The following is a 24589-nucleotide window of genomic DNA, read 5'->3' on the forward strand; positions in this document are numbered from 1 at the left end:
TGCTTCATACTGCTAAACTTGATAGAAGTTTATTTCAAGGAAATGTTCAGATGAAAGACGAGGTCTCGGGCAGTTGTATTGTGCATGTAGACATGTTTTTCTCTGATTTCAGGCAGCTTTGCTCGCGTAGCAAGCTGCCTGTTTCTGTTTAACGCATAGGAAAAGAAAATGGATTTTAGCTGGTTGGGAGAACCGGCCACATGGGCAGGGCTGATTACTCTGGTGATTCTGGAAATCGTTCTGGGTATAGACAATCTCGTATTTGTGGCCATTCTGGCCAATAAGGCCAGTCCGAAACAGCGCGATCATGCCCGTATAGCCGGCCTAACTCTGGCGGTGCTGATTCGCATTGTCATGCTGGCACTGATGTCTTTTATTATTACTCTAACCAAGCCGTTTGTGCATATCAATGGTTTTGCCATCTCGGTTAAAGACTTGATAATGTTTGGTGGCGGGCTGTTTTTGCTCTATAAGGCCACTACTGAATTACATGAGCGTCTTGAAGGCCATACTGCCATAGCTTCCATTACCAATGTCGCTGTATATGCCAGCTTCTGGAGTGTGGTATTGCAAATTGTGGTGCTGGATGCGGTATTTTCACTTGATTCAGTGATTACTGCAGTGGCCATGGTGCAACATATCACAGTAGCGATGCTGGCAGTGATTATAGCTATGGCAGTGATGATTTGGGCTAGCGGGCCACTAACTGAGTTTGTGAGCCGACATCCTACGGTAGTGATGCTGTGTCTGGGTTTTTTACTAATGATTGGGTTCAGCCTGATTGCCGAAGGGTTGCACTTTGCCATACCTAAGGGTTATCTGTATGCTGCGATTGCCTTTTCGATTCTGATTGAAATTTTTAACCAGATTTCTACACGCAATAGCCGTCGCAATGACATGATTGGCCGTTCATGGCGCTATCGTACCGCAGACAGTGTACTGGGTATGATGGGGTTGCGTGAAAAGGAGCTGGCTAAGAATGGTACCCAAGCTGAAGATGATGAGCATTTTGAAGAGAATGAAAAATCCATGATACGGAGTGTGTTAACGCTGGCAGAACGGCCGATAATGGGCGTAATGACACCGCGCAGCGACATTGAACGGCTGGATTTATCGCAACCTCGTCAACAGCAGCATCAGCAGTTACAAAATACGCCCTTTTCCCGACTGGTAGTAGTCGGTAAGGCCGGTATTGATGAGCCTTTGGGATTTGTTAATAAAAAAGACCTGTTAAACCAACTTTTAAGAGGCGAATCGTTAAATATTCAGGCTGCTCTGCGGCAGCCGCTGGTTTTACCAGACAGCAGTACCGTGCTTGATGCCATGGAACTGTTCCGTTCACGAAGTGCGGATATTGCTCTGGTTGTGGATGAATTTGGCGCTGTACTTGGGCTCGTAAGCATGAAAGATTTGATGGAAACCATTGCCGGTGATTTCCCGGAAGAGTATGAGCGCGCAGATGCTCCCAGTATCCAGCAAAATGCTGACAACAGTGTTACCGTAGATGGCAGTCTGGAATATGCCATTCTGGCTCAGCATCTGTATTTGCCTACATTGCCGGAAGATGCTGAATATCATACTGTAGCTGGATTAATCATGGAGGAAATGCAGGATATTCCTGATGTGGGTGATACCATTGATTATGCCGGTTACCGCTTTGAAGTATTGAGCAAAGATGGCCATCGTCTGGAACGCGTGCGTATCAGCAAAATTGAACTGCCAGAAGCTGATTAATTCGGTACAATCAGCTAGCCATAAAAAAGCCTGCTATTTATAGCAGGCTTTTACATTTAATGGCTTAATTATTTAATCTGGCTGCCAATAACGCCACCCAGTGCAGCACCACCTAAAGTTGCACCAGTATCCTTACCAAGCAGATTACCAGCTACACCACCCACCACAACACCTGCAGCAGTATTGCGCTGAGCCGGAGTCATGTCTGCACAGGCAGAAAGAGATGCAGCTATTGCGGCTACTAATGCCAATGTTTTCATACTTGATTTCATGTTAATGCCTCTTTCAAATGTAATAGATTAATCGTGTATATCAACTCATATTTGTATTGTCAGTGAACTGATCACTAGCAAACAAAGTAACATTTCATATTAATTATATACCTGTAGCAAATCAGTTTAGCAGAAAAACTGCATTCATAACCACAAAGGCATTTATACAGCAGCAATTTAGCTATCTGCCGATTATTCGGGTTCAGTTACAATATCACCGGTCAGTATCTCGAGTGTCTGGTGTGAAGGTTGCTTTTTCTCCTTGTATTTAATCACCGCTCGATCCAGTTTATCCATCAGACAGTCAATCGCCGCATACATATCATTATCAACACAATCAATATGAATGTCTTTGCCAGATAAATGTAAATTGATTTCCGCTTTTTTCTGAACTTTTAAAACGGAAAAAGTAACAGTTGCACTGATTACCTGATCTGCATGCCGAATAATGCGTTCGAGCTTGCTCAAGGTATAGTCCTTTAAAGCTGCAGTAACATCAAGATTCTGTCCGACAAATTTCAGATTCATAGCCTAACTCCTTTTTAAATGTTTTTGCGAAAGACAGGATAAATTTTGTATAAGCTAACTGAAAATTAATGATTGTTGTATTGTACTTTACGTTGGTGCGCCGGTGGAATTTTCAAGGCCTCACGATATTTTGCTACCGTGCGCCGTGCCAGATTGATGCCCTGCTTGGCCAGTTGGCTGACCAGATACGCATCAGAGTAGGGGTGTTGTGGATCTTCTTCATTAATCATACTTTGCAGTAGCGATTTAATTGCCGTCTGGCTGTTGCCCGTACTATCATCCGTAGCCGCAACAGACTGGCTAAAAAAGTAGCGCAGAGGAAAAACACCCTGTGAGCAGGTCAGGTATTTCTGATTAATAGCACGTGAAATAGTGCTTTCTGCCAGTTCAAGTGTCTGAGCCGTTTCCTTAATTGTTAAAGGCGCCAATGCCAACGAACCAAAGCTGAAAAAATCTTGCTGTTGTTGCAAAATCCATTCCCCCAGACGTTGCAAAGTCGTTTTACGCATCTGCAAACTTTGCAGACAAGTTTGCGCTTCCTGCCATTTGCTTTTGCACATTGCATCCATTTCCGCGTCCTCCTGCTGTAACCACTCTTCCACACCAGCTTCTATTCTCAATTGTGGAAAGGCATCGCGCAGGGTACGGATTTGCCAATGGCCACTATTATCAGCATACACTTCCAGATCAGGACGGATAGATAGAATGCCATTGCGATCGGGTAAGCCATAACAGGGAAAAGGATTCAAAGTGCCAATCAATTTACAGGCAGCTTCAAGAGTAGTGGCAGAAAATTGTGGCAATTTCCGGCATAATTGTTTGAACTGGTGGGTACTGAGCCACTGACCAAAATGTTCACTAATCAGTAGACGCGCACAAGTCTGAATTGCATCACTATTAGTTGGTTCAGGTGACATATTTTCCAATTGCAGTAACAGTGATTCCTGTAAATTACGTGCACCAACGCCGGTTGGTTCGAACTGTTGCAGAATAGTCAGAGCATGAGCCAGCTCGGTTTCATCCAGTCGCCATTCCAGCGGCGCATTTTCCACCAGATCAGTTAAGCTGCCGTCTAGATACCCCTGTTCATTTAAATTATCAATCAGAAAGTAAATCAGAGCCGCCGTATCATCATCCAATTCGTATTCACATACCTGCCGGCGCAATAATGCATACATATCAGGGGCATCAGCCAGCGTGTCCCAGATATCGCTTTCGCCTTGTATCATGCTATGCTGTGGTGGCTGCACATACTGGGAGAAAGCCGTAGCATCCTCAGCAGTATTTTCTACTTCTTCGAGAAAAGGATTATCAGCCAACCAGCCAGAAACCAGTTCCTGTAATTCCAGTGTCGATAGCTGCAATACCTGTAACGATTGTTGCAGCTTAGCACTAAGGCGTGTTGAAAGATTGAGTTTGAGATGAGTAGCAGGCTTTTGCATACGCACTTAATACTCGAAATGTTCACCCAGATAAACAGCGCGGACTTGTTCATTATTAACCAGTTCTTCCGGTATGCCGGAAGCCAGTACACTACCCTGATTAATAATATAGGCACGATCACAGATACGCAGAGTTTCACGGACATTATGATCTGTAATCAGCGTACCGATACCGCGCTGTTTCAGGAATGAAATTAGATTTTGAATGTCAATCAGCGCAATCGGATCCACCCCAGCAAAAGGTTCATCCAGCAGAATAAAGCGCGGATTCATCGCCAGTACCCGCGCAATCTCGGCACGGCGGCGTTCACCACCAGACAGAGACCGCGCAGTATTATTACGTATATGCTCAATATGCAAGTCTGCCAGCAGCAATTCTAGTTGTTCAGCACGTTTTTCCGGCGGGTAGCTGATTTCCAGAATGGCATTGATGTTCTGGGCTACCGTCATCTTACGAAAAATCGACGCTTCTTGTGGCAGATAGCCCAAGCCCAGACGTGCGCGTTCATAAATCGGACGGTGAGTAATGTCCTGATCATCCAGCTTAATACAGCCGCCATCGGCCGCAATCAGCCCCACAATCATATAGAAGCTAGTGGTTTTACCGGCACCATTCGGACCAAGTAAACCGATTACCTCACCACTATTCACTTCCAGAGCAACATCATTGACTACCTGACGCTGTTTAAAACTTTTTTGCAGACCGCTGACACGTAGCTGGCTTTGCGGCACAGTTGGCGTTATATTCATGAACTTGGCTTATTTCTTTTTCTGTTGCGGTTGGATGATGACATGTACCCGCCCTTTAGGCGCGCTCTTCACCGTATAAACTTCAGTATTGGTGTTATAGACAATCACAGCACCACGTGCCATATCGCCACCGCGGTTTACCTGAGCATTACCAGTAATAGTAACAATACCACTCTGACTTTCATAGTGCACATTATCACCCTGACCAAATACCATACCGTCTTTTTCCAGTTGCTGGCCAAACGTAGCCGGTTTGCCATCAGCAATAATGGTCTGGTTACCGGCATTATCCTTATGCGCAGTCACACGGGCAGCATTCACATACATAGAACCCTGCCGCATTTTAACATTACCAGTAAACACCGTTGTCTGATTCTGTTTGTCCAGTGAACCCTGATCAGCCTCAATCTGAATCGGTTGCTGCCGGTCACTGTCCAGTGCCCATGCATGCACGCTGCCAGCAAGCAGCAACATAGCTGCTAAAACTTTACCATTAGTGCGAGTGCGGATCATAAATAATAGCCTTTACACGCGCGGGTAAATTCAGAAAACCGCGCTGTTTGTCATATTCAAAACCTTGCGATGTACCACGTGACATACCATACTGGTATGTGACCGGTGCATCCGTTTTAATCACCTGAGTTTGTGTATCTACATGTAAAACACTGGTTTGCAGCTGGCCTTTCGGTTCATTACCTACAGCATTCTTGAACCACATCACCTGCCCAAGCAAATCCACATTACGGCTGTCAGTATAATACTGGCCAGTACTGGCCTTAATACGATACAGTTCTGCGCCGTTTCTATACAAACTCATATCAGGATTATCAATATAGATAACCGTCTGCTGCGGAAACTGCCGTGCAGCAGTTGCATGGATAGTCTCACTCAACTGCCCGTGCTCATCAAAACGCTCACCGTTAATCGTATTAATCTCATATTTCGGTTCTTTCGGATTCAGCGGAATTTCCACCGTTTTCACTTCAGTAATGCGGTCGAGCCAGAAGCTTATACCACCAAGCGCCACCGCCAGAATCAGCGGGAATGCCCAGTTACTGCGACTGCGTAACACACTCATGCCAGATACTCCGCCATCTCTGCAGCCAGAAAGCCATGTGCATCCAGTAACAAATCACATACCTCACGTACCGCACCAGCTCCGCCCGATGCCCGGGTAACATAATCAGCATGCTGTAATACCAGTGCATGCGCATTGGGCACCGCCACCGCCAGTCCGCAATGTTTCATCACCGGTAAATCCACCACATCATCGCCGATATAAGCACATTGCTGTTCACCCAGCTCCAGTTGCTGGAGCAGTTGCTGATAACAACTGCGCTTATCCGTAATACCTTTAAAGTAATGCTGAATACCAAGCTGCTGGACACGAATCCCAACAGAGGGCGCATCACGTCCAGTAATAATTGCCGTCTGGATACCGTGCCGGTGCAGCATTTTCAGCCCGTGCCCGTCCAGCGTATGGAATGCCTTGATTTCCTCGCCATTATCACGGATAAAGATACGGCCATCAGTCAGCACACCGTCTACATCCATAATAAACAGCTTGATTTGGTGCGCAGCTTGCAATAGTGCAGTAGCAGACATCATTGCATTCATCAACATACCTTTAAAATAACTTGCCAATCCGTTTAAACAATGCGCGCCTGTAATAAATCATGCATATTCAGCGCACCCACCGGACGGTTATCCTCATTAATAACCACCAGACCATTTACCTTATTGGCCTGCATGGTTTTCAAAGCTTCCGTAGCCAGCCGCTCCTGAGTAATGGTTTTAGGCGCATGTCCCATCACATCCGCCATCACCCAGTCTTTCAATTGCTGGTTACTCTGAAACAGGCGGCGTAAATCGCCATCTGTAAACAAACCTGTTAACTGCCCGTTACAGTCTACCACTATCAGCATGCCCAAGCCTTTTTCGCTCATAGTCACAATAGCCTGCCGCAATAGCGTATCTTCCTGTACCAGCGGCATATCCTGACCACCATGCATCACATCGGCTACCGTTAACAACAAACGCTTACCCAAGCTACCGGCTGGATGGCTCAGAGCAAAATCTTCTGGCGTAAACTGACGTGCCCGCAACAACGCCACCGTCAGCGCATCCCCCAGTACCAGCACCGCAGTAGTACTGGATGTAGGCGCCAGTCCCAATGGACAGGCCTCATGTGATACATGAGCGCACAAATGAATATCCGCATGCCTTGCCATACTAGAGCTGGTTTTACCGGTGATACAAATTAGCTGCACATGTTTACGCTTGATGGCCGGTATCAGCGCCAGAATTTCCTCACTTTCACCGGAATTGGACAGAGCAATCAACACATCGCCATCAACAATCATACCCAGATCGCCATGTCCTGCCTCAGCCGGATGAACAAAATAGGCCGGTGTACCAGTGGAAGCCATAGAAGCAGCAATCTTGCGCCCGATATGGCCACTTTTACCCATACCGGTGATAATCACCCGCCCGTGGCAATCCAGAATAGTGGCCACAGCCGCGGCAAAATGCTCATCCAGACTGGCCGCAACTTCGCGTACAGCCTGCTCTTCAATAGCAAAAACTTCCTTGCCCCAGTCCAAATATTTATCCTGAACGTTCATAGCACCATCAGCAGCAATAATAAGCAAACAAAGACACAACAAATTTAACCTGATTATAACCTGATAACAGTCATTATGTTTGCTTAAGGAACTTGTCAAAATACCCAAGCCTCGTTAGAGTAAACCATAACCCATGAGTAACCGGTTCAATCAATTGATTAACCTAAACAAATCATATCTAACAGATATTTACCACAAGGAAATAATATGGCCGTATTATCACAAGTCAACACACTGGGACAGCAAATCTGGCTAGACAACCTTTCCAGAAGTCTGATCCAGTCGGGAGAGCTGGCACAAATGCTGGAGGCAGGCATCAGTGGCGTGACTTCCAATCCGGCCATTTTCCAGAAAGCCTTCGCCGGCGACAGCCTGTACCAGAGCGATATCGCCCGTCTCAAACAGCAGGCACTTACCCCAAAACAGCGTTACGAACAGTTAGCCGTGGCTGATGTGCAGGCTGCATGTGATATTTGCCTGCCTTTATATGAGCGCAGTCAGGGTAAAGCCGGTTTTGTCAGTTTGGAAGTCGCTCCCGATCTGGCCGACGACACACAGGCCACCGTTACCGAAGCTGTACGCCTATGGCAACTGCTTGACCGCCCCAATGTCATGATAAAAATACCTGCTACCGACAGCGGCATACAGGCTCTAACCACACTCGTGGCACAAGGCATCAACATAAACCTTACCCTGCTGTTTTCCAAAGCCCAGCTACAAAAATCATGGCAGGCGCATGCAGCCGGTATTCGCCAGCGTTTGACCAACAACCTGCCGGTTGACAGCATACAAGTAGTAGCCAGCTTTTTCCTGTCGCGGATTGACAGCGCACTGGACATCACCCTGCCAGCCTCTTTACAGGGCAAAACCGCCATAGCACTGGCCAAAACCGCCTATGCCGAATGGCAGGAATTTACCCAAAGCCGCGAATTCACCGATCTGGCTGCGCAGCAGGTAGCACCACTGCGCTTGCTCTGGGCTTCCACCGGCACCAAAAATCCAGCTTATTCCGATGTCTGCTACATAGAAAACATCATTGGTGCAGATACCATCAATACCGTACCAGCCAATACCCTCAACGCCTTTATCGACCACGGCAAAGCTGCTGCTACCCTAACGCAGGACGTACAACAGGCCAAAAGCGTACTGATTGAAATCGAGCAACTAGGTATTAACCTTGAATCACTAGCCAGCCGCTTGCAACAGGAAGGATTGCAACAATTTGTAGATGCCTTCGATGCCCTATTACAACCTTTAGCTTAAATGGTTTAGGTTAAAATAATAACAGGTATAAATTACATCATGTGTAATGTATGCCTGTTATTTTTAATTTTAAATATAAAATTTGTATCACATATAACCAAAATTATATTGTTAAAATATAAAATTTATCTGAAATTGTAGTTATAATTTAAATTTATTAAATTTAAATTATAAAATGAATAAATGAGATATAAACAAAAGATTATAAAAGTCACCAAAATTACTTTGTATAACAAAAAATCATCATATATTTATACCTAAAAATTAAACGCTATCCTTACAGACATCACCACCACTATTAACCGAGCATAGCAGAATACCACCACAGATAAACCAGCCTGAAACCGTACTGCCAGCACAACTGCCGCAATAAACCGCAAGAAAAAAGCCACAACAGCATACAAACCATCGTGGCCTTTTCAGTGATAATTAACACCTGTCCGTATTAATCACGCCTAAACAATACTAATGCAAGCCGACAATATTGCCCTCAGCATCAACATCAATCTGCCGGTAAGCAGGTAAAGTACCCAGCCCCGGCATCGTCATCACATTACCCGCATACACCCGAATAAAACCGGCACCGGCAGATAGCTGCAAACGTGTAATTTCAACATCAAAATCAGTAGGCACATTTTTCAGATTAGGATCGGCACTGATAGACAACGGCGTTTTCACCATACACAAAGGCAAATGGTCAAGCTTGAGCTGCTGGATTTCCGCCAGATTCTGCTCAGCCTGTGCAGACAGATTAGCCTGCCGCGCACCATATTTTTTCACCATCGTCTGAATCTTTTCCGCCAGTGGCATATTGTCCGCATAGGGCAGAGTAACCGCATTATTCTGTGCACACGCAGCCACCACATGCCGCGCCAGCGCTTGCGTACCCGCACCGCCCTGAGTAAACGCATCACTGATTTCACAGGCACAAGCGCCGTGTTCCAAAGCATATTGTTTAACAAAATTCAGTTCTTCATCATGATCGTATGGGAAGCGGTTAATCGCCACAATCACCGGCAAACCATAACTTTTCGCATTCTGGATATGCCAGCCCAGATTGGCACTGCCTTCTGCCAGCAGTTCCACATTGCATTGCGTTACCTCCGCCGGTAACGCCTGCCCGGGCTTAATATTGAAGCGGCCACTGTTGGACTTCAAACTGCGCACCGTAGCCACCAGCACCACACAGGACGGCGCAACACTAGTCTGGCGATACTTGATATTAAAGAACTTCTCCATACCCATATCCGAACCAAAACCAGCTTCAGTAACCACATAATCGGCTAGCTGCAATCCCACCTTATCCGCCAGCACCGAAGAATTCCCATGGGCAATATTGGCAAACGGGCCGGCATGAATCAGCACCGGCGTCTGTTCCGCCGTCTGCATCAGATTAGGATTAATTGCCTCTTTCAGCAAAACCGTCATCGCACCGGCTACCTCCAGTTGTTCCGCCGTAATCGGATTACCCTGAGTATCATAAGCCAGAATAATCCGCCCGATACGCTGGCGCATATCCTGTAAATCAGTAGCCAGAGCCAGAATCGCCATCAGCTCCGAAGCTGCCGAAATCTCAAACCCGTCTTCCCGTTCCACCCCATTAACACCACCGCCCACACCTACCTTAATCCGGCGCAGCGCACGGTCGTTATGGTCGATGACCCGTTTCCACACAATCCGGTTTTTATCAATATTCAGCCGTGGCAACTGCGTTTGCGCCGTAAACTCTTCACCCAGATGCTCCTCATGATATAAGCGTGCATCCAGCGCCGCAGAGGCCAGATCATGCGCCGCCGTAATCGCATGAATATCACCGGTTAAATGCAGATTAAGCTTCTCCATCGGCAACACCTGAGCCTTACCGCCACCCGCAGCACCACCTTTTACCCCAAACACCGGCCCCAGACTGGGCTGGCGAATACAGGCAATCGCCTTCTGCCCGATAAAATTCAGCCCCTGACTCAGCCCGATTGTCGTAACCGTTTTTCCTTCACCCAGCGGCGTAGGCGTAATCGCTGATACCAGCACCAGCTTGCCCTGTTTTGCATCCGGCTGAATCACCTGCAAATCCACCTTGGCTACTTCATGACCATAAGGGATAAGATATTGCTCTGGGATGCCGCAGTTGCGGGCGATTTCTGTGATGGGGAGGAGAGCTGAACTAGAAAGCATACTATTTTCCTTATTATAAAATTTTGGTTTAAATTGTATTAGATCTTGTAATTGTAGTCATATTTATCTATATGTAAAAGGTGATAATGGTTCTCTTAATTTATCAAATAAAAATAACTAAGTTTGAGTTTAAATAAGGTTAAATGTACTTAAATAGGAATTTTATTTAATTTTATAAATAATTTATTCAAATAGTTATGATATCCTTTTAATAATCTCTAGTATCTATGTGTCAAATTTATAAAATCAATAGAATACATTTTCTAATATTTTGATATATGATTAGGATCAAGGTAGTAATTAGAAATAAGCTTTACTATTGATAGATAGCATAAACCTACATATGTAGGTTTATGCTAAATAGAAGTAAGAGAATAATATATTAGTTATTGCAAATAATATATTTGTTCATTTGATCTTTATAACCAAAATAGAATTTTTGGTTACTTTTAATATATTTTTTATCAATTAAACTAGCAATTCCTAAATAATTACTTGGATTTTTTGATAGTTTAAAATGGATGATAAGATCTTCTCTTGACTCTCTTTCCCCTTCTGCATACAAGATTTTTTTATCATCAACAATAAAAGTTCCAATTTGTCCAGGCAGTTGCTGTTTTATTTCACCAGACATACTTGCCCATCCACTAATTTTATATATTGACGGATTATATGGAAATGCTTGACCAGTAAAATCAATACCAGTCATGCATTTATTTGAATATTCGTAGTTATTTTTTAATTCTATGACATTTGGCACAATAGAATTTGAACTAGTATCGGTGATTGGTAGTTGCTTTTTGTTTAGGCTAGAAAGATGCTTATATTTTTGCCAATAAATGAGTGGATCGACATTATCTTCTAATTTAGAAACCATTGGAAAACTGTATTTTTCATCAGTTATATTTGTTTTTATATTAATAAAACTTGAGTATAAATCTATTAAATTTAATCCACTAATTACTTTTTTGATATTTAAATGTTCTTTGGCCTCTGAGTCTAAATAAAATAATGGCACTTGGTATTCTTGATACAATTCCACATCATGGTATACTTCTTTTTTCTCAACAGACAAACCATGATCAGAAAAATACATTAATTTATATCTTTTTCCCTTTAAAGTATCTGTAACTTTTTTAATAAATAAATCTAGTTTTTCAATCGTAGCAATATAACAATCTGCTTCATTATAAATTTTAAAATTTGGTTCAAAATTACCCAATCTAGAACATACCGGCTCATGAGAACCTGCCATATGAATAAAAATTACTTTGCTATTTGAATTATCATTAATTACTTTTTTTAAAGTGGGTAACATTTCTTCATCATCTAAAGTAGTAGAAGAAAAATCTCCTTCTTTTGTGAAGTTTGATTGTGTAGCTAAATTTGATAATGCTAAAAAGGTATTTTCACCCGCAAATCCATCTTTACCTTGATTACTAATCCAATATGTTTCATACCCAGCTTTATTGGCTAAAGAAATGACATTAGCTCCCCAATCTATTTTATTTTTTTCAGGAATCGTTTTAAATAACATTCTGGTTAGGGATGGCTCTGTAGCTGGTCCAGCTGATACTAATCCGTCAATAAAAATACCTTTTGCAGAATTGAGATATGGGGTTGTATTCAACGGATAACCATAAACTGACATATAATCTCTACGTACTGACTCACCTATGATAACTATACGAATTTCCGTATTATCATAGATATCAATCATATTGATTTGAATATTTTTGCTATTTCCAATATTTTTTTTCAGTTCTTCTTTTTGTCTATATATAATTTTACTAGCAGCTATTATATTTTTTAAGAATGCCCCTTCATTTAATTTGGCGTGGTTAATTGATACACCGAATAAGCTTAATATATAAAAAAATATAAATAAAATCAATGTATTTAAATTTTTTTTAACTATTAATTTTTTAGATAAACTATAAATTATCAATTGAATTAATATAAATATTATCGATAATAAAATTTTGTATTTTATAGCTAAAAGATAACCAATTATTTCTAGTCTATTTGTTTGTAATAATGGGATTAATATTTCAGATGTTGGTTTTCCATAAATTAAACCGGTAGGAAAATAAAATGCTAGAGTAGAAAAAGATACTAATAAAGTAATTAATAATATTCGATGCCCTCTACTAAACAAATAACAACAGAGAAAAATTATTCCAACAATGATATCTTTATTTGACCACTCTTTTACGTACCCTAAACCAAATAATAATATTATTGTTGAGATTGTATACAATATGTATAAAAATACATTTCTTATGTTAAACATGTGCGGATTAATGAGTGTAATTGTAAATAACTAATTATATATGACTTAGCCATTTTTTGATTATTTATATTTTCTATAAGATTGACAAATTTTAATTAAACTATTAAATTTGGTATATATTATATTATATTTCTTTTATTAAATAAAACATTAAGATAGTCTTTAGTTTATTATATAAATGAAACTATCAATTTAGGTTGTTAAATAATGTAATATTAAATGTTAAATTTGATATTACGATAAAGATATCATATGACAAATATTAGTATTTTCCCATATTAATATTTACATATTTTGGTCCCGCCGACAGGAATCGAACCTGTATCACACGCTTAGGAGGCATGTGTTCTATCCGTTGAACTACGGCGAGACTGAAAAACAGGGCTATGGCTGGAATCAGCCATAGCCCGCTATTTTAAGAGATTCGGGCTAAAGATGCCAATGCTAAATCACGCATGGCCTGTGTGGCTTCGTTATCTGGTAAATCATTCAGGCAGTTAACTGCGGCATCTACTGCTTTTTTGGCCTGTGCGGTGCAATAGGCCAGTGCATCTGAATGAATGACATGGTCGTGGATTTTGTCGAAATAGCTGCGGTCGGCATGCTCCAGTGCATGGCGCACATCGGCAGCGGCAGCAGGGTTGCCCTGATTGAGCAGGTAAATCAGCGGTAGGGTGGGTTTGCCTTCAGCCAGATCGTCACCAACATTTTTACCAATGGTATCTACATCGCCGGCGTAATCCAGTACATCATCGATAATCTGGAATGCTGTGCCCAGATAAGTGCCGTAGTTTTTCAGTGCCAGTTCCTGTTTTTCGGTGGCTTTGGCCAGTATGGCGCTCACTTGTGCTGCGGCCTGAAACAGTTTGGCGGTTTTGTATTTGATTACCTGTAGATACTGTTCTTCGGTTACGTCGATATTGCCAATATTCATCAGTTGCATCACTTCACCCTCAGCGATGATATTGGTGGCTTCGGCCATTACTTCCAGAATACGCAGGCTGCCGGAACCTACCATTAGCTGAAAGGCACGGGTATAGAGAAAGTCGCCTACCAGCACGGCTGCGGCATTGCCAAACAGGTTGTTGGCGGTTTCGCGGCCGCGACGCAGGTCGCTTTCATCTACTACATCATCGTGCAACAGGGTGGAGGTGTGGATGAATTCCACCATGGCTGCCAGTGAAAACAGTGGATCCTCATTGTAGTCCAGTGCCTTGCCGGCAAGAATGGTGATTATCGGGCGCAGGCGCTTGCCGCCGGCGCTGATAATATACTGGCCAATTTGAGAAATCAGGACAACCTCAGATTCGACAGCACGGTTGATTACCGCATCAACTCGGTTTAAGTCTTCAGGCAGGTGTTTTTGGAAATAAGGCAGGTTTTCAAGCATGTGTTTAGCGTTTCTGCAACTGGTACTGGTGATGTGATTTAATCAATGTGTGCTCGTAACTGCTGAGCACTTTTGCTTATTATTATACTGGAAATCAATTTAGAAAAGAGAAAAGTTAGATTAGGTTAATACCAATGTGTTCTGGAGTGTGTGGCCGTAGTAAGGATATTGGCGACAAAATTTGCAGCAAAATTTTATGGTTATAATGATGTTCTAGTTAGGTGGTTGATTAAATAGAAATTTTTGATGTGAGTATGTTGCTTGCTTTGGCAAAGTGTGTGAGTGTTGTGTTGTTGAATAGCTGATTTTGCCAGACACAGACAGTGAGTATATTTTGCTAATAGGCTAAAGTGTTTGAATCGTGTATTGGCTGTCAATACAAGTTTATGGTTACAGATAACAGTTTTTCCGGTATTGCGACGGATATAGTGCTGCTTGCTGTGACTTTTTTAATGATATTATCATATGATAATTTATAACAAGCTGTTGTATCTGTGCACATATGATAATTGCCGAAATATCTGTAAGTGTTTGTCGTTATGATGTTGAGACATAAGTAGTAGCTGTCTTGGCTAATTTTGTAGGTGGATAACTATATAAATAGCTTTCGGTAGCAAAAAATGTGTTTTGCTGTTTTCTGTTAATGATTGATATTAGATAATCAGGCCGGATTTTGCGAATGGTGCATAGCCAGTCTGAAATGTTACGGGCAATAAAAAACTCCTTACGAATAAGGAGTTTGAGATGGGTATTTGATTGTTGCTTAGTTTTTGGGCATGGTGCGTATACAGCTACCAAGGCCAAGATGTGTCTGTTTCTCGGTTCTGGTGATGCCATCAATGCTAACAGTACTACGCTGCCAAGTACAAATGTACAGAATATATAGGATAGGTCTTGACTCAATCAATAACCAGGGAGTAGTGATCTCACTCGGTTTTGTAATAGTTGAATTACCATCGCCGATAGGGTGAGCTATGCTTCCACTGGACTTAGCGGCAAAGCTGCTGGCAGGAAGGGCTAAAAGTAAAGATGTAAAAAGTACGGCTAATTTTTTCATTTTATTTCCTAAATTGATTGATTAAGGAAAAATTATGTTAGCACGAATAAAGTCAAAATTTTTTCAATAGGTTGTATAAAAGACAAAAGTTCTGGACATCAGATTTGACTCAAATGGATATTAAATATTATTTAATATCCATTATTTATGCTTTTGGTTTTAATATTTATGTTGTTTGATTGTTATGAAGATAGATTATAAATTTATTTTAGCCTTGTATTTAGCTGGTTTTCAGCTTGCCTGCTATCGATATTATTTTACATTCGCTAGGGAATGTTAATTAAGGCGCTAAGCTATAGTGAGTATTTGTTTATAGGTAAATGCTGAATGAATTTGATGTGTGTAATTCTTTGTTTTGAGCGATTTATTTGTTATTTTGTTGCTTGAATATGCTGTAATTAATCGTTGAGTAGGTTTTTATTGATTTTTTCTGGCATTAAATGGCTTTTTGCAGATTGTTGTGTTCGGAAAGAAATTTTTTGTGGTTTTTGTGTGTATTTGTTGTGTTTTTAGGTAAATTAAATTTTCATATTTATATTAATTATTGATTGATATGATGATTTATCTGCGATATGGGATCAGTTGTTCGGTATTCGATTAATCAGGCAAGAAGGGGTTGTGGTCATGATTTTTGCCTGAAACAGAGCAGGGAGTTTAGCTATTGTTGCAAACCGAAAAGCTGTATACAGATGATGTAGTTTGTAGCGTTGAGTGCTATTGATAAAGTAATTGTTATGTGTTTGATTGTCGAATTTTAATTAATTGTTAGCCAGAGAATTGACTGGCAAGTGTGGTACTGGCTGTGAACTGGCGGATGCATACATACTGCAACAGTTACCTGTATAAGTGTTATTCTAAATTCTATGAATTCAGCAGGATATTTTATTTGCTGTTTTGACAGTAAATTCGGTGATTGTTATAATCGCCAATTCCGTTTTTGTGCGGAAATTTAGTTTTTGTTTTTTTAATTGAATTCCTATTGGAGTTGAGTATGTACGCGGTCGTAAAAACCGGCGGTAAACAGTATAAAGTTGCCGTTGGCGAAAAATTAAAAGTAGAACAGATACCAGCAGAACTCGACAGCCAGATCGAACTGAATGAAGTTTTGATGATTGCTGACGGTGAAGCGGTGAAAGTGGGTACGCCTTTTGTTGAAGGCGCGAAAGTAACCGCTAAAGTGGTTGCACATGGCCGTCACGATAAAGTACGTATTTTCAAAATGCGTCGTCGTAAACACTACCAGAAACGTCAGGGTCACCGCCAGAATTTTACCCAGATTGAAATCGTGGCGATTGCCTAATTGAGTGAAGGAATAACAGAATGGCACACAAAAAAGCAGGCGGTAGCTCCCGCAACGGTCGTGATTCAGAAGCCAAACGTTTGGGCGTTAAAGCCTTTGGTAATGAATTGATTCCGGCTGGTTCAATTATTGTTCGTCAACGCGGTACCCGTTTTCACGCTGGTGAAAATGTAGGTATGGGTAAAGACCACACTCTATTTGCTAAAGTGGATGGTTATGTGGAATTTGCCGTAAAAGGTGCGTTGAACCGTAAAACAGTAAGTGTGCGTCCGTATACTGGCGCAGACGAGTAAGTTTTTACTGATGCTAAGCCCTGCCTGTCTGGCAGGGCTTTTTTGTTGTAAAGTCGGTTGTGGTGAATAGTCAGCACTATTGTGCTGTAGTTTAGCTATAATCACGCTATGACGCTTTCACATGGGCAGGACGCTTTTTGTCTGTCCGGGCTAAATATTGCAGACTGAGAATGATATGAAGTTTATTGATGAAGCAAAAATCGAGGTAGTTGCCGGCCGCGGCGGCAATGGTGCGGCCAGCTTCCGCCGCGAAAAATTTGTGCCTAAGGGCGGCCCGGATGGCGGTGATGGTGGCAGGGGCGGTAGTGTTTGGGCGGTAGCGGATGAAAACATCAATACTTTGGTGGAATATCGTTTTGTTAAACGCTATCAGGCTAAAAATGGTGAAAAAGGCCATGGTTCTGACCGTTATGGACGTGGTGCTGATGATATTGAGCTGAGGATGCCAGTGGGCACGCTGATTCGTGATGTAGATACGGAGCAGGTAGTAGCTGATTTAACGCATCATGGTCAACGGGTGTGTCTGGCTAAGGGGGGTAAGGGTGGTTTGGGTAATATTCACTTCAAATCATCAGTTAATCGTGCACCTAAGCAGGCTACGCCCGGTGAAGAGGGTGAGGCACGCTGTTTGCTGCTGGAATTGAAGGTACTGGCTGATGTGGGCTTGCTAGGTATGCCGAATGCCGGTAAATCTACGCTGATTAGTGCGGTTTCAGCTGCACGACCCAAGGTGGCTGATTATCCGTTTACTACTTTGCATCCCAATCTGGGGGTAGTACGTAGTGATGATAATCACAGTTTTGTGATGGCTGATATTCCCGGGCTAATTGAAGGTGCTGCCGAAGGTGCCGGTTTGGGGCATCGTTTTCTGAAACATCTGTCGCGTACAGGACTGCTGCTGCATGTGGTGGATTTAGCACCTTTTGATGAAGGTGTGAATCCGGCGGCTGAGGCTCTGGCAATTATTGAGGAGTTGCGCCGCTTTGATGAGGCGTTACACGATAAGCCACGCTGGCTGGTATTGAATAAAATTGATATGTTGGCTGAGGATGAGCGCGCAGCCCGTGTGGCTCAGTTTCTTGACGATATTGGCTGGGATTATCCGCAGCCGGATGATGAGTTTGAATTTGACCTGACAACGCCACGAGTGTTTGAAATCAGTGCACTGGCACATCAGGGAACGCAGGAGCTGATGCAGACTATCCAGCGCTATTTGGATGCACGACATAAATTATTGGCACAACAGCAGGATGCACAACCGGCTGTAGCAGAGGTATCGACTGCGAACGGGTTGATTCAGCCTGAATAAATTAACTATTGATATTGCTTGGCCACCTGTTGCAGGTGGCTTTTTTGTGTTTGAGAATAAGCTAGGGCATATGGGAAAGGGAAAGCTTAGTTTGTTTGCTGATGGTGAGGACGATGGCGGTGCAGGAATCGGTATAAAAATTGCAGAGCCAAGACGCTGATTAAGGCCAGTACCGCTGCTATGGGTATCTGGTCTACCGCATAGACTGTGGATTTGATGGGAGTAACAGTACTGGCCGTTGCCTGATATGTAGCGATAGTAATGCTGCGGGATGTGCGCAGGCTGGTTTGTATCAGTTGCTGTTGTGCTGTTTGCTGCACAACTTTGTAGCTAAAGGTGTCGTTGTCATTCTTCTCTTTGCTGCCTTCTGGCTTTTTAGCCAGAAAAGTCATTTTGTCCAGTGGATGTTGCTGGACATAAGAATAGGGTAGAGCCAGAAAGGAGCCATCTGGTTCAAATGTGGCAATCGTGAAATCTGCATGCCACGGTTTTTGATTACTGGCTGTTCTGCTATCCAGACCGGCTAGCAGATAGATAAACAGAATCAGGAAACCACAGAATAATACTAGCTTGAGCAATCGCTGTTTAAATTGCCGGGGACGTGTTTGGGGCTGCTTGGCCGCTGGATTATACTGATTGCGCATGAGGCTGTACCGCTGCTGGTTGGTCGAATTTATTTTAAAGTGTTGCTGGTGGTTGGCTGGTGATTTTACCTAATTTTTGAGGTTGTCGAAGGTTAATGTTTTTATTGCTACTGCAATACGGGCTGGCAGATGTAGATTATGTTGATGCAGATCAGATATTTGTGTTGATTATTGATTTAAGAATCATTTTTTATCTGTATTGTTGGGTACCGGTATTTTTGCTGGCTATAGCTGATGGTGCAGACTGTAAATGGTATTTGAATTTTCAGATGAAAATTATTATCATTAATTTTTGATATGGTTAATCTGATTTAGGAATAAGTCTATGAGCGAGCAACATGATGTAGCTGAACTTCAGGCAGCCGTTACACGGTTACAACAGTTAAATTCTCTGGTTCTGGCTACGGTAGGGCAGGATGGTGTGCCGTTGGCGAGCTATGCGCCATTTGCCGAGCATGATGGCTGTTTATATGTTTTGTTATCCGGTTTGTCGTTACATACGCAAAATTTGCAGCGGCAGCAGCAGGCGAATGTGATGCTGATTGAAGATGAAGCTTCTGCTCGCAATGTATTTGCTCGTGCACGGCTGAATTATACGGTGTCGGTAACGACTATTGAAAAAGACACAACTGATGGTATTGCGGCTTTGCAGACAATGAAAGCTAAGCTGGGCAATACGGTAGATGTGCTGAGCGGGCTGCCGGATTTTATGCTGTTTCGTCTGCAACTGGAAAAAGCGCGTCTGGTAACTGGTTTTGGGCGTGCTTATGTGTTTGTGCCGGGTGATGTGGCTGGTGCGGTACAGTTAACGGAAAAGAATGCCAAAACAATGTGATACCGGTGTGTGTGGCTATTGCTCGGTAAAGGAGGATAAAATCCCGTACAATAACCACTTTATTCGGATAAACCGGAGCTGTGTACATGTGGTGTTGGCCTAAACGAATTTGGGTAATTATCCAGACGGTCTATGTATATGGTCTGCTGGATTTGGTACAGGTACATATACGGTCATTATGGTTGCAAAGAATTGTCCGTCTGCTACCTCGTGGCCGCAAATACCAGCAGTTAACGGCAGCAGTACGCTTGCGTCTGGCGCTGGAAAGTCTGGGGCCGATTTTTGTTAAATTTGGGCAGGTATTATCCACGCGGCCGGATTTGATACCGCCTGATTATGCTCACGAGCTGACTCTGTTGCAAGATCGGGTGCCGCCATTTGACAGCGATGTCGCAATTAAGGTTATTGAAAGTGAGCTGGGTAAACCGCTGGCGGAGATTTATGCCCGTTTTAATCCACAACCGGTAGCCAGCGCCTCTATTGCGCAGGTACATGAGGCTTATTTGTTTAATACCGATGGTGGTGTTGGCCAGAAGGTAGCCGTAAAGGTTTTGCGCCCGAATATTGCTCCGGTGATTGATCAGGATTTGGCTCTGATGGCCGTGGGTGCGCGCTGGGTGGAATGGCTGTTTGCTGATGGCAAGCGGCTAAAGCCGCGAGAGGTGGTGGCAGAATTCAAGAATTATCTGCATGATGAGCTGGATTTGATGAGAGAGGCTGCCAATGCCAGCTTGCTCGGGCGCCAGTTTAGTAATAGTTCGATGCTGATTATTCCGGCAGTTTATTATGATTATTGTGCCCGCCGGGTGCTGACAATTGAATGGATGGATGGTATCCCTGTTGCCAGTCTGGACAAGCTGCGTGAGAGAAATATTGATTTACAACAGTTGGCTCGCTATGGGGTAGAGATTTTCTTTACTCAAGTGTTTGATAATGGATTTTTCCATGCGGATATGCATCCGGGCAATATTATGGTGGCGAATGACGGCCGCTATATTGCGCTAGATTTTGGTATTGTCGGTACCTTGACTGATTACGATAAACGTTATCTAGCAATTAATTTTCTGGCTTTTTTTAATCGTGATTATCATCGGGTGGCCATGGCGCATGTTGAGTCTGGCTGGGTACCTGCAGATACAAGGGTAGAGGAGCTGGAGGCTGCGGTACGCGCAGTATGTGAACCGATTTTTAACAAGCCGCTGGCTGAGATTTCTTTTGGTATGGTGCTGATGCGCTTATTTGAAACCAGCCGCCGTTTTAATGTGGAAATTCAACCACAACTGGTGTTGTTACAGAAGACGTTGTTGAATATTGAGGGGCTGGGACGACAGCTTGATCCTAAGCTGGATTTATGGGCAACGGCCAAACCGTTTTTAACTCGCTGGATGCATAATCAGATTGGTCTGAAAGCTTTGTGGAAAACGGTACGGCAGGAAGCGCCGGACTGGGCGCAAATGCTGCCAGTGCTACCGCGCAAGCTGAATGCTCTGCTAGATGAAAGACGGCAGCTAGAATGGCGTGATGCTTATGTACATTTACTACGTACTCAGCGCCAACAGAATTTCTGGTTGGCGGTGATTGCGCTGGTAATGCTAGCTGTTTTTCTGTTTAAATGATTTTTGCTGCATATGCAGCCTGAAGTTATTGTGTGTATTCGTTTTAATATTGTTCATATTGTGAAATCTGCTTATAGTTATGTGCAGTGCTTTAGCTTTAAGAGGCGGATTTCAGGTTATAATTTTGTCATTGCTTTTGCTGGCGGTCTGTCCGCAGTATCTCATCTGTAAAGGAGTAGTCTTGTGTCACGTATGTATCCTTATCCTTTGATTGCAAAGGAAGGCTGGCCGTTTATTATCGGCAGTCTGGTGCTGAGCATATTAACTGTTATCTGGTGCGGATGGTGGTCGCTGCCGTTATGGGTACTGACGGCATTTGTGGTGCAGTTTTTTCGTGATCCTGCGCGCGATATTCCTGTTGCTCCAGAGGATGTGCTGAGTCCGGCAGATGGGCGTATTGTGGTGGTGGAAAAAACCACTGACCCGTATCGTGGTGTTAATGCGCTGAAAATCAGTGTGTTTATGAATGTATTTAATGTTCACTCCAATCGCAGCCCGATTGATGGCAAGGTGGAACGGGTAGATTATTTTAAGGGCAGTTTTCTGAACGCTGCGCTGGATAAGGCCAGTGCGCAAAATGAGCGTAATGCGGTTCTGGCCATAACAAAAACTGGCCGGCCTGTGACTTTTGTACAGGTAGCCGGTCTGGTGGCACGGCGTATCCTGTGCTATGTCAATGCACATGATTTATTGCATCGCGGTGACCGTTATGGTTTTATCCGGTTTGGTTCGCGTGTGGATGTTTATCTGCCGGAAGACGCTACGCCGCTGGTAGCAATTGGTGATAAGGTAAGTGCCAGCAGTACAGTACTGGCTACTTTGCCATTACATGCGCCGGCTGCCGGTTCTGTGCCAGAAAATAGTGCCAATTCTGTTGACAGTACTACAGAACAGGCTGATATGGTGAAAGAAGCCACTGACCGGGCAGCGGTAGCGGCACAGCATGTTCTGTCACAGGAATAGATATTATTTATTGTTATACAGGCTGTTTGCTCCTTTTCAGGATCAGGCAGCCTGTTGTTATTCAATTACATAGCTTATGAGTGGATTTGCTAAAGCCGGTTTGTCAGCCCGACCCGCACCCGAGCGGGTGTTGCTGGTAGGTGTCATGCTGGATAAAGATTTCCCGGTAGCGGCGGAACGTCGTACAACCCTGTTTCAGTCGGCACTGGCTGAGGCTCAAGAACTGGTGCGTGCCAGTGGGGCTGAACTGGTGGCAGTGGTGCCATGTAAACGTCAGCAGCCGGATAGTGCATTATTTGTCGGTAAGGGCAAGGCAGAGGAACTGGCACAGCAGGTAGCAGAGGCTGAGATTGATCTGGTGGTATTCAATCATGCGCTGACGCCAACGCAGGAGCGTAATCTGGAACGGCTGCTACAATGCCGGGTATTAGATCGGGTTGGCTTGATTCTGGCCATTTTTGCCCGGCGTGCGCATAGTCAGGAAGGCCGTTTGCAGGTTGAGCTGGCACAGTTGGTACATTTGTCCAGCCGGCTGGTGCGTGGTTATGGGCATTTGCAAAGTCAGCGCGGCGGGATAGGATTACGCGGGCCGGGAGAGACACGGCTGGAAACCGATCGTCGCCTTATCAAGCAGAAGATCACTCGTTTACGCCAGCAGTTGCAGCAGGTACGGCGGCAGCGGGCAACGCAGCGTAAAAGCCGTAATCAGGGTATGTTGCCTGCTTTTGCATTGGTAGGCTATACCAATGTGGGTAAATCCAGCTTGTTTAACCGCCTGACCAAAGCACAGGTACTGGCAGAAGACCAGCTATTTGCTACGCTGGATAATACGGTGCGTCGCTTATACCTGAATGACCAGACCAGTGTATTGCTGTCGGATACTGTGGGCTTTGTGCGCGATTTGCCGCATAGTTTGGTGGCTGCTTTTGCAGCTACGCTAGAGGAAACGGCGCTGGCTGATGTGCTGTTGCATGTGGTGGATATTACTCATCCAGAGTTTGAACGGCAAATTGATGATGTGAATGCGGTGCTGAAAGAAATTGATGCAGCAAACATACCACAATTGATTATTTATAATAAAATTGACAAGCTGGCTGCTGCGCAGCGGCCACAAGGTATCGTATGTGATATACGCGGCCGTCCACAGGCCGTTTATATTTCAGTACAGGATGGTAGCGGTCTGGCTGATTTGCGTACGGCCATGATTGAATTGGCTAACATGAAGTATGTGATGCATGATGAACAGGCTGGTTTGATACTACCTGTCGAGGATTTGACTAAAGATGATACAAGAACAAACTGATGTGATTAAACATAATCGCCCTAATCGTCCGAGCCGGCGCCGTCGCCTACGTGACAACAGTATTTATTTGCTACCGAATGCGTTTACGCTGGCTGCGCTGTTTGCCGCCTTTTATGCGATTACCCAATCTATGCATGGTCATTATGAAATTGCAGCGATTGCAGTGTTTATTTCCATGCTGCTGGACGGGATGGATGGACGTGTTGCACGCCTGACCAATAGCCAGAGTGCGTTTGGTGAGCAGCTAGACAGTCTGGCGGATATGGTGAGTTTCGGCGTAGCGCCAGCGCTGATTGCGTATAAATGGCAGTTATTCCATTTCGGTAAAATTGGCTATTCAGTGGCCTTTATTTACTGCGCCTGTGCGGCTTTACGACTGGCACTCTTTAATACCCTGATTGGCAAGGTGAGCAAAAAATGGTTTATTGGTATTCCCAGCCCGACAGCCGCTGCTCTGGTGATTGGTTTAATCTGGGTGAGCCATACGTTTCAGGGTTTACCTCATTTAAACTGGCTTTGCCTAATTATTACCCTGTTTGGTGGTTTATCCATGGTGGTGCAGATACCTTTCTGGTCATTTAAGGAAATCAATGTTTACCGTAAAGTCCCTTTTTTTGTGATGATTCTGGCTGTTATCGTCCTGCTGGTGGTGACATGGGAACCATCGGTGGTGCTGTTTGCCTTTTTCCTGCTCTATAGTTTATCTGGTTATGTGATGTTTATTTGGCGCGTGCTGACTAAACGCAAGTTTCAGCCAGAATCGTGATGAAAATTTATTTGGTTGGGTAAAAAAATAAGCTG

The 24589-nt window shown here is 43.7% G+C and carries 23 protein-coding genes and 1 tRNA gene; 10 read left to right on the forward strand and 14 right to left on the reverse strand.

Annotation, left to right across the window (positions count from 1 at the left end):
* Window positions 1-168 precede the first annotated feature (168 nt).
* Window positions 169-1734: a TerC family protein gene (locus MJ764_RS05145; RefSeq protein ID WP_239325213.1), complete on the forward strand. Its 1566-nt coding sequence runs from the start codon at window positions 169-171 to the stop codon at window positions 1732-1734.
* A gap of 68 nt (window positions 1735-1802) precedes the next feature.
* Here MJ764_RS05145 and MJ764_RS05150 read toward each other — a convergent pair whose 3' ends face one another.
* The 8 genes from MJ764_RS05150 to MJ764_RS05185 form a co-directional block, all read right to left on the reverse strand.
* Window positions 1803-1994, reverse strand: coding sequence for a glycine zipper 2TM domain-containing protein (locus tag MJ764_RS05150; protein ID WP_420853927.1), 192 nt, complete (start codon window positions 1992-1994; stop codon window positions 1803-1805).
* Between the two features lie 204 nt (window positions 1995-2198).
* Complete coding sequence (hpf, locus tag MJ764_RS05155; RefSeq protein ID WP_239325217.1) at window positions 2199-2534, reverse strand: ribosome hibernation-promoting factor, HPF/YfiA family; 336 nt, start codon at window positions 2532-2534, stop codon at window positions 2199-2201.
* A 65-nt stretch (window positions 2535-2599) separates the two neighbouring features.
* Entirely contained in the window at window positions 2600-3976 is a 1377-nt protein-coding gene (rpoN, locus tag MJ764_RS05160) for an RNA polymerase factor sigma-54 (protein WP_239325219.1), read from the reverse strand.
* A gap of 6 nt (window positions 3977-3982) precedes the next feature.
* A complete protein-coding gene (gene lptB, locus MJ764_RS05165) occupies window positions 3983-4726 on the reverse strand; it encodes an LPS export ABC transporter ATP-binding protein (protein WP_239325221.1) in 744 nt (247 codons plus the stop codon).
* 9 nt (window positions 4727-4735) lie between these two features.
* Complete coding sequence (lptA, locus tag MJ764_RS05170; RefSeq protein ID WP_239325284.1) at window positions 4736-5200, reverse strand: lipopolysaccharide transport periplasmic protein LptA; 465 nt, start codon at window positions 5198-5200, stop codon at window positions 4736-4738.
* Window positions 5201-5219: 19 nt separating this feature from the next.
* Window positions 5220-5804, reverse strand: coding sequence for an LPS export ABC transporter periplasmic protein LptC (gene lptC, locus MJ764_RS05175; protein ID WP_239325223.1), 585 nt, complete (start codon window positions 5802-5804; stop codon window positions 5220-5222).
* On the reverse strand, window positions 5801-6334 hold the full coding sequence (gene kdsC, locus MJ764_RS05180; RefSeq protein ID WP_239325286.1) for a 3-deoxy-manno-octulosonate-8-phosphatase KdsC: 534 nt from the start codon (window positions 6332-6334) through the stop codon (window positions 5801-5803). The genes lptC and kdsC overlap by 4 nt, the downstream gene beginning before the upstream one ends.
* Before the next feature lie 41 nt (window positions 6335-6375).
* Window positions 6376-7350, reverse strand: coding sequence for a KpsF/GutQ family sugar-phosphate isomerase (locus MJ764_RS05185; RefSeq protein ID WP_239325225.1), 975 nt, complete (start codon window positions 7348-7350; stop codon window positions 6376-6378).
* Between the two features lie 207 nt (window positions 7351-7557).
* Here MJ764_RS05185 and tal point away from each other — a divergent pair, with 207 nt between their 5' ends.
* A complete protein-coding gene (tal, locus tag MJ764_RS05190) occupies window positions 7558-8613 on the forward strand; it encodes a transaldolase (RefSeq protein WP_239325227.1) in 1056 nt (351 codons plus the stop codon).
* Between the two features lie 465 nt (window positions 8614-9078).
* Here tal and MJ764_RS05195 read toward each other — a convergent pair whose 3' ends face one another.
* The 5 genes from MJ764_RS05195 to MJ764_RS05215 form a co-directional block, all read right to left on the reverse strand.
* Window positions 9079-10785 (reverse strand): formate--tetrahydrofolate ligase, encoded by a 1707-nt coding sequence (locus tag MJ764_RS05195; RefSeq protein WP_239325229.1) that lies wholly within the window; start codon window positions 10783-10785, stop codon window positions 9079-9081.
* Window positions 10786-11167: 382 nt separating this feature from the next.
* Window positions 11168-13045 (reverse strand): phosphoethanolamine transferase, encoded by a 1878-nt coding sequence (locus MJ764_RS05200; RefSeq protein ID WP_239325231.1) that lies wholly within the window; start codon window positions 13043-13045, stop codon window positions 11168-11170.
* Between the two features lie 328 nt (window positions 13046-13373).
* Window positions 13374-13448: transfer RNA gene (locus MJ764_RS05205), tRNA-Arg, on the reverse strand.
* Window positions 13449-13493: 45 nt separating this feature from the next.
* A complete protein-coding gene (locus tag MJ764_RS05210; RefSeq protein WP_239325233.1) occupies window positions 13494-14468 on the reverse strand; it encodes a polyprenyl synthetase family protein in 975 nt (324 codons plus the stop codon).
* Window positions 14469-15231: 763 nt separating this feature from the next.
* Complete coding sequence (locus MJ764_RS05215; RefSeq protein WP_239325235.1) at window positions 15232-15525, reverse strand: hypothetical protein; 294 nt, start codon at window positions 15523-15525, stop codon at window positions 15232-15234.
* Between the two features lie 991 nt (window positions 15526-16516).
* Between MJ764_RS05215 and rplU the strand changes: the two genes are divergently transcribed.
* The 3 genes from rplU to obgE all read left to right on the forward strand — a co-directional run bounded on the left by rplU (window position 16517) and on the right by obgE (window position 18427).
* Window positions 16517-16825: a 50S ribosomal protein L21 gene (rplU, locus tag MJ764_RS05220; protein ID WP_100089455.1), complete on the forward strand. Its 309-nt coding sequence runs from the start codon at window positions 16517-16519 to the stop codon at window positions 16823-16825.
* A gap of 20 nt (window positions 16826-16845) precedes the next feature.
* Complete coding sequence (gene rpmA, locus MJ764_RS05225) at window positions 16846-17118, forward strand: 50S ribosomal protein L27 (RefSeq protein WP_025331257.1); 273 nt, start codon at window positions 16846-16848, stop codon at window positions 17116-17118.
* A 175-nt stretch (window positions 17119-17293) separates the two neighbouring features.
* Window positions 17294-18427 carry a GTPase ObgE gene (gene obgE / locus MJ764_RS05230; protein ID WP_239325237.1) on the forward strand — a complete coding sequence of 378 codons (1134 nt, stop codon included), beginning with the start codon at window positions 17294-17296 and terminating at the stop codon, window positions 18425-18427.
* An 86-nt stretch (window positions 18428-18513) separates the two neighbouring features.
* Here obgE and MJ764_RS05235 read toward each other — a convergent pair whose 3' ends face one another.
* Entirely contained in the window at window positions 18514-19071 is a 558-nt protein-coding gene (locus MJ764_RS05235) for a hypothetical protein (protein WP_239325239.1), read from the reverse strand.
* A 325-nt stretch (window positions 19072-19396) separates the two neighbouring features.
* Between MJ764_RS05235 and MJ764_RS05240 the strand changes: the two genes are divergently transcribed.
* From MJ764_RS05240 to pssA, 5 genes are all read left to right on the forward strand, one after another.
* Window positions 19397-19906 carry a HugZ family pyridoxamine 5'-phosphate oxidase gene (locus MJ764_RS05240; RefSeq protein WP_239325242.1) on the forward strand — a complete coding sequence of 170 codons (510 nt, stop codon included), beginning with the start codon at window positions 19397-19399 and terminating at the stop codon, window positions 19904-19906.
* A gap of 86 nt (window positions 19907-19992) precedes the next feature.
* Window positions 19993-21522, forward strand: coding sequence for a ubiquinone biosynthesis regulatory protein kinase UbiB (gene ubiB / locus MJ764_RS05245; RefSeq protein WP_239325244.1), 1530 nt, complete (start codon window positions 19993-19995; stop codon window positions 21520-21522).
* A 183-nt stretch (window positions 21523-21705) separates the two neighbouring features.
* On the forward strand, window positions 21706-22485 hold the full coding sequence (locus MJ764_RS05250; RefSeq protein ID WP_239325246.1) for a phosphatidylserine decarboxylase: 780 nt from the start codon (window positions 21706-21708) through the stop codon (window positions 22483-22485).
* Between the two features lie 76 nt (window positions 22486-22561).
* Window positions 22562-23788, forward strand: coding sequence for a GTPase HflX (gene hflX / locus MJ764_RS05255; RefSeq protein WP_239325248.1), 1227 nt, complete (start codon window positions 22562-22564; stop codon window positions 23786-23788).
* Window positions 23769-24554 carry a CDP-diacylglycerol--serine O-phosphatidyltransferase gene (gene pssA / locus MJ764_RS05260; protein WP_239325250.1) on the forward strand — a complete coding sequence of 262 codons (786 nt, stop codon included), beginning with the start codon at window positions 23769-23771 and terminating at the stop codon, window positions 24552-24554. The genes hflX and pssA overlap by 20 nt, the downstream gene beginning before the upstream one ends.
* Window positions 24555-24589: the final 35 nt, after the last annotated feature.

Source organism: Snodgrassella gandavensis (assembly GCF_914768025.1).
GTDB lineage: Bacteria > Pseudomonadota > Gammaproteobacteria > Burkholderiales > Neisseriaceae > Snodgrassella > Snodgrassella gandavensis.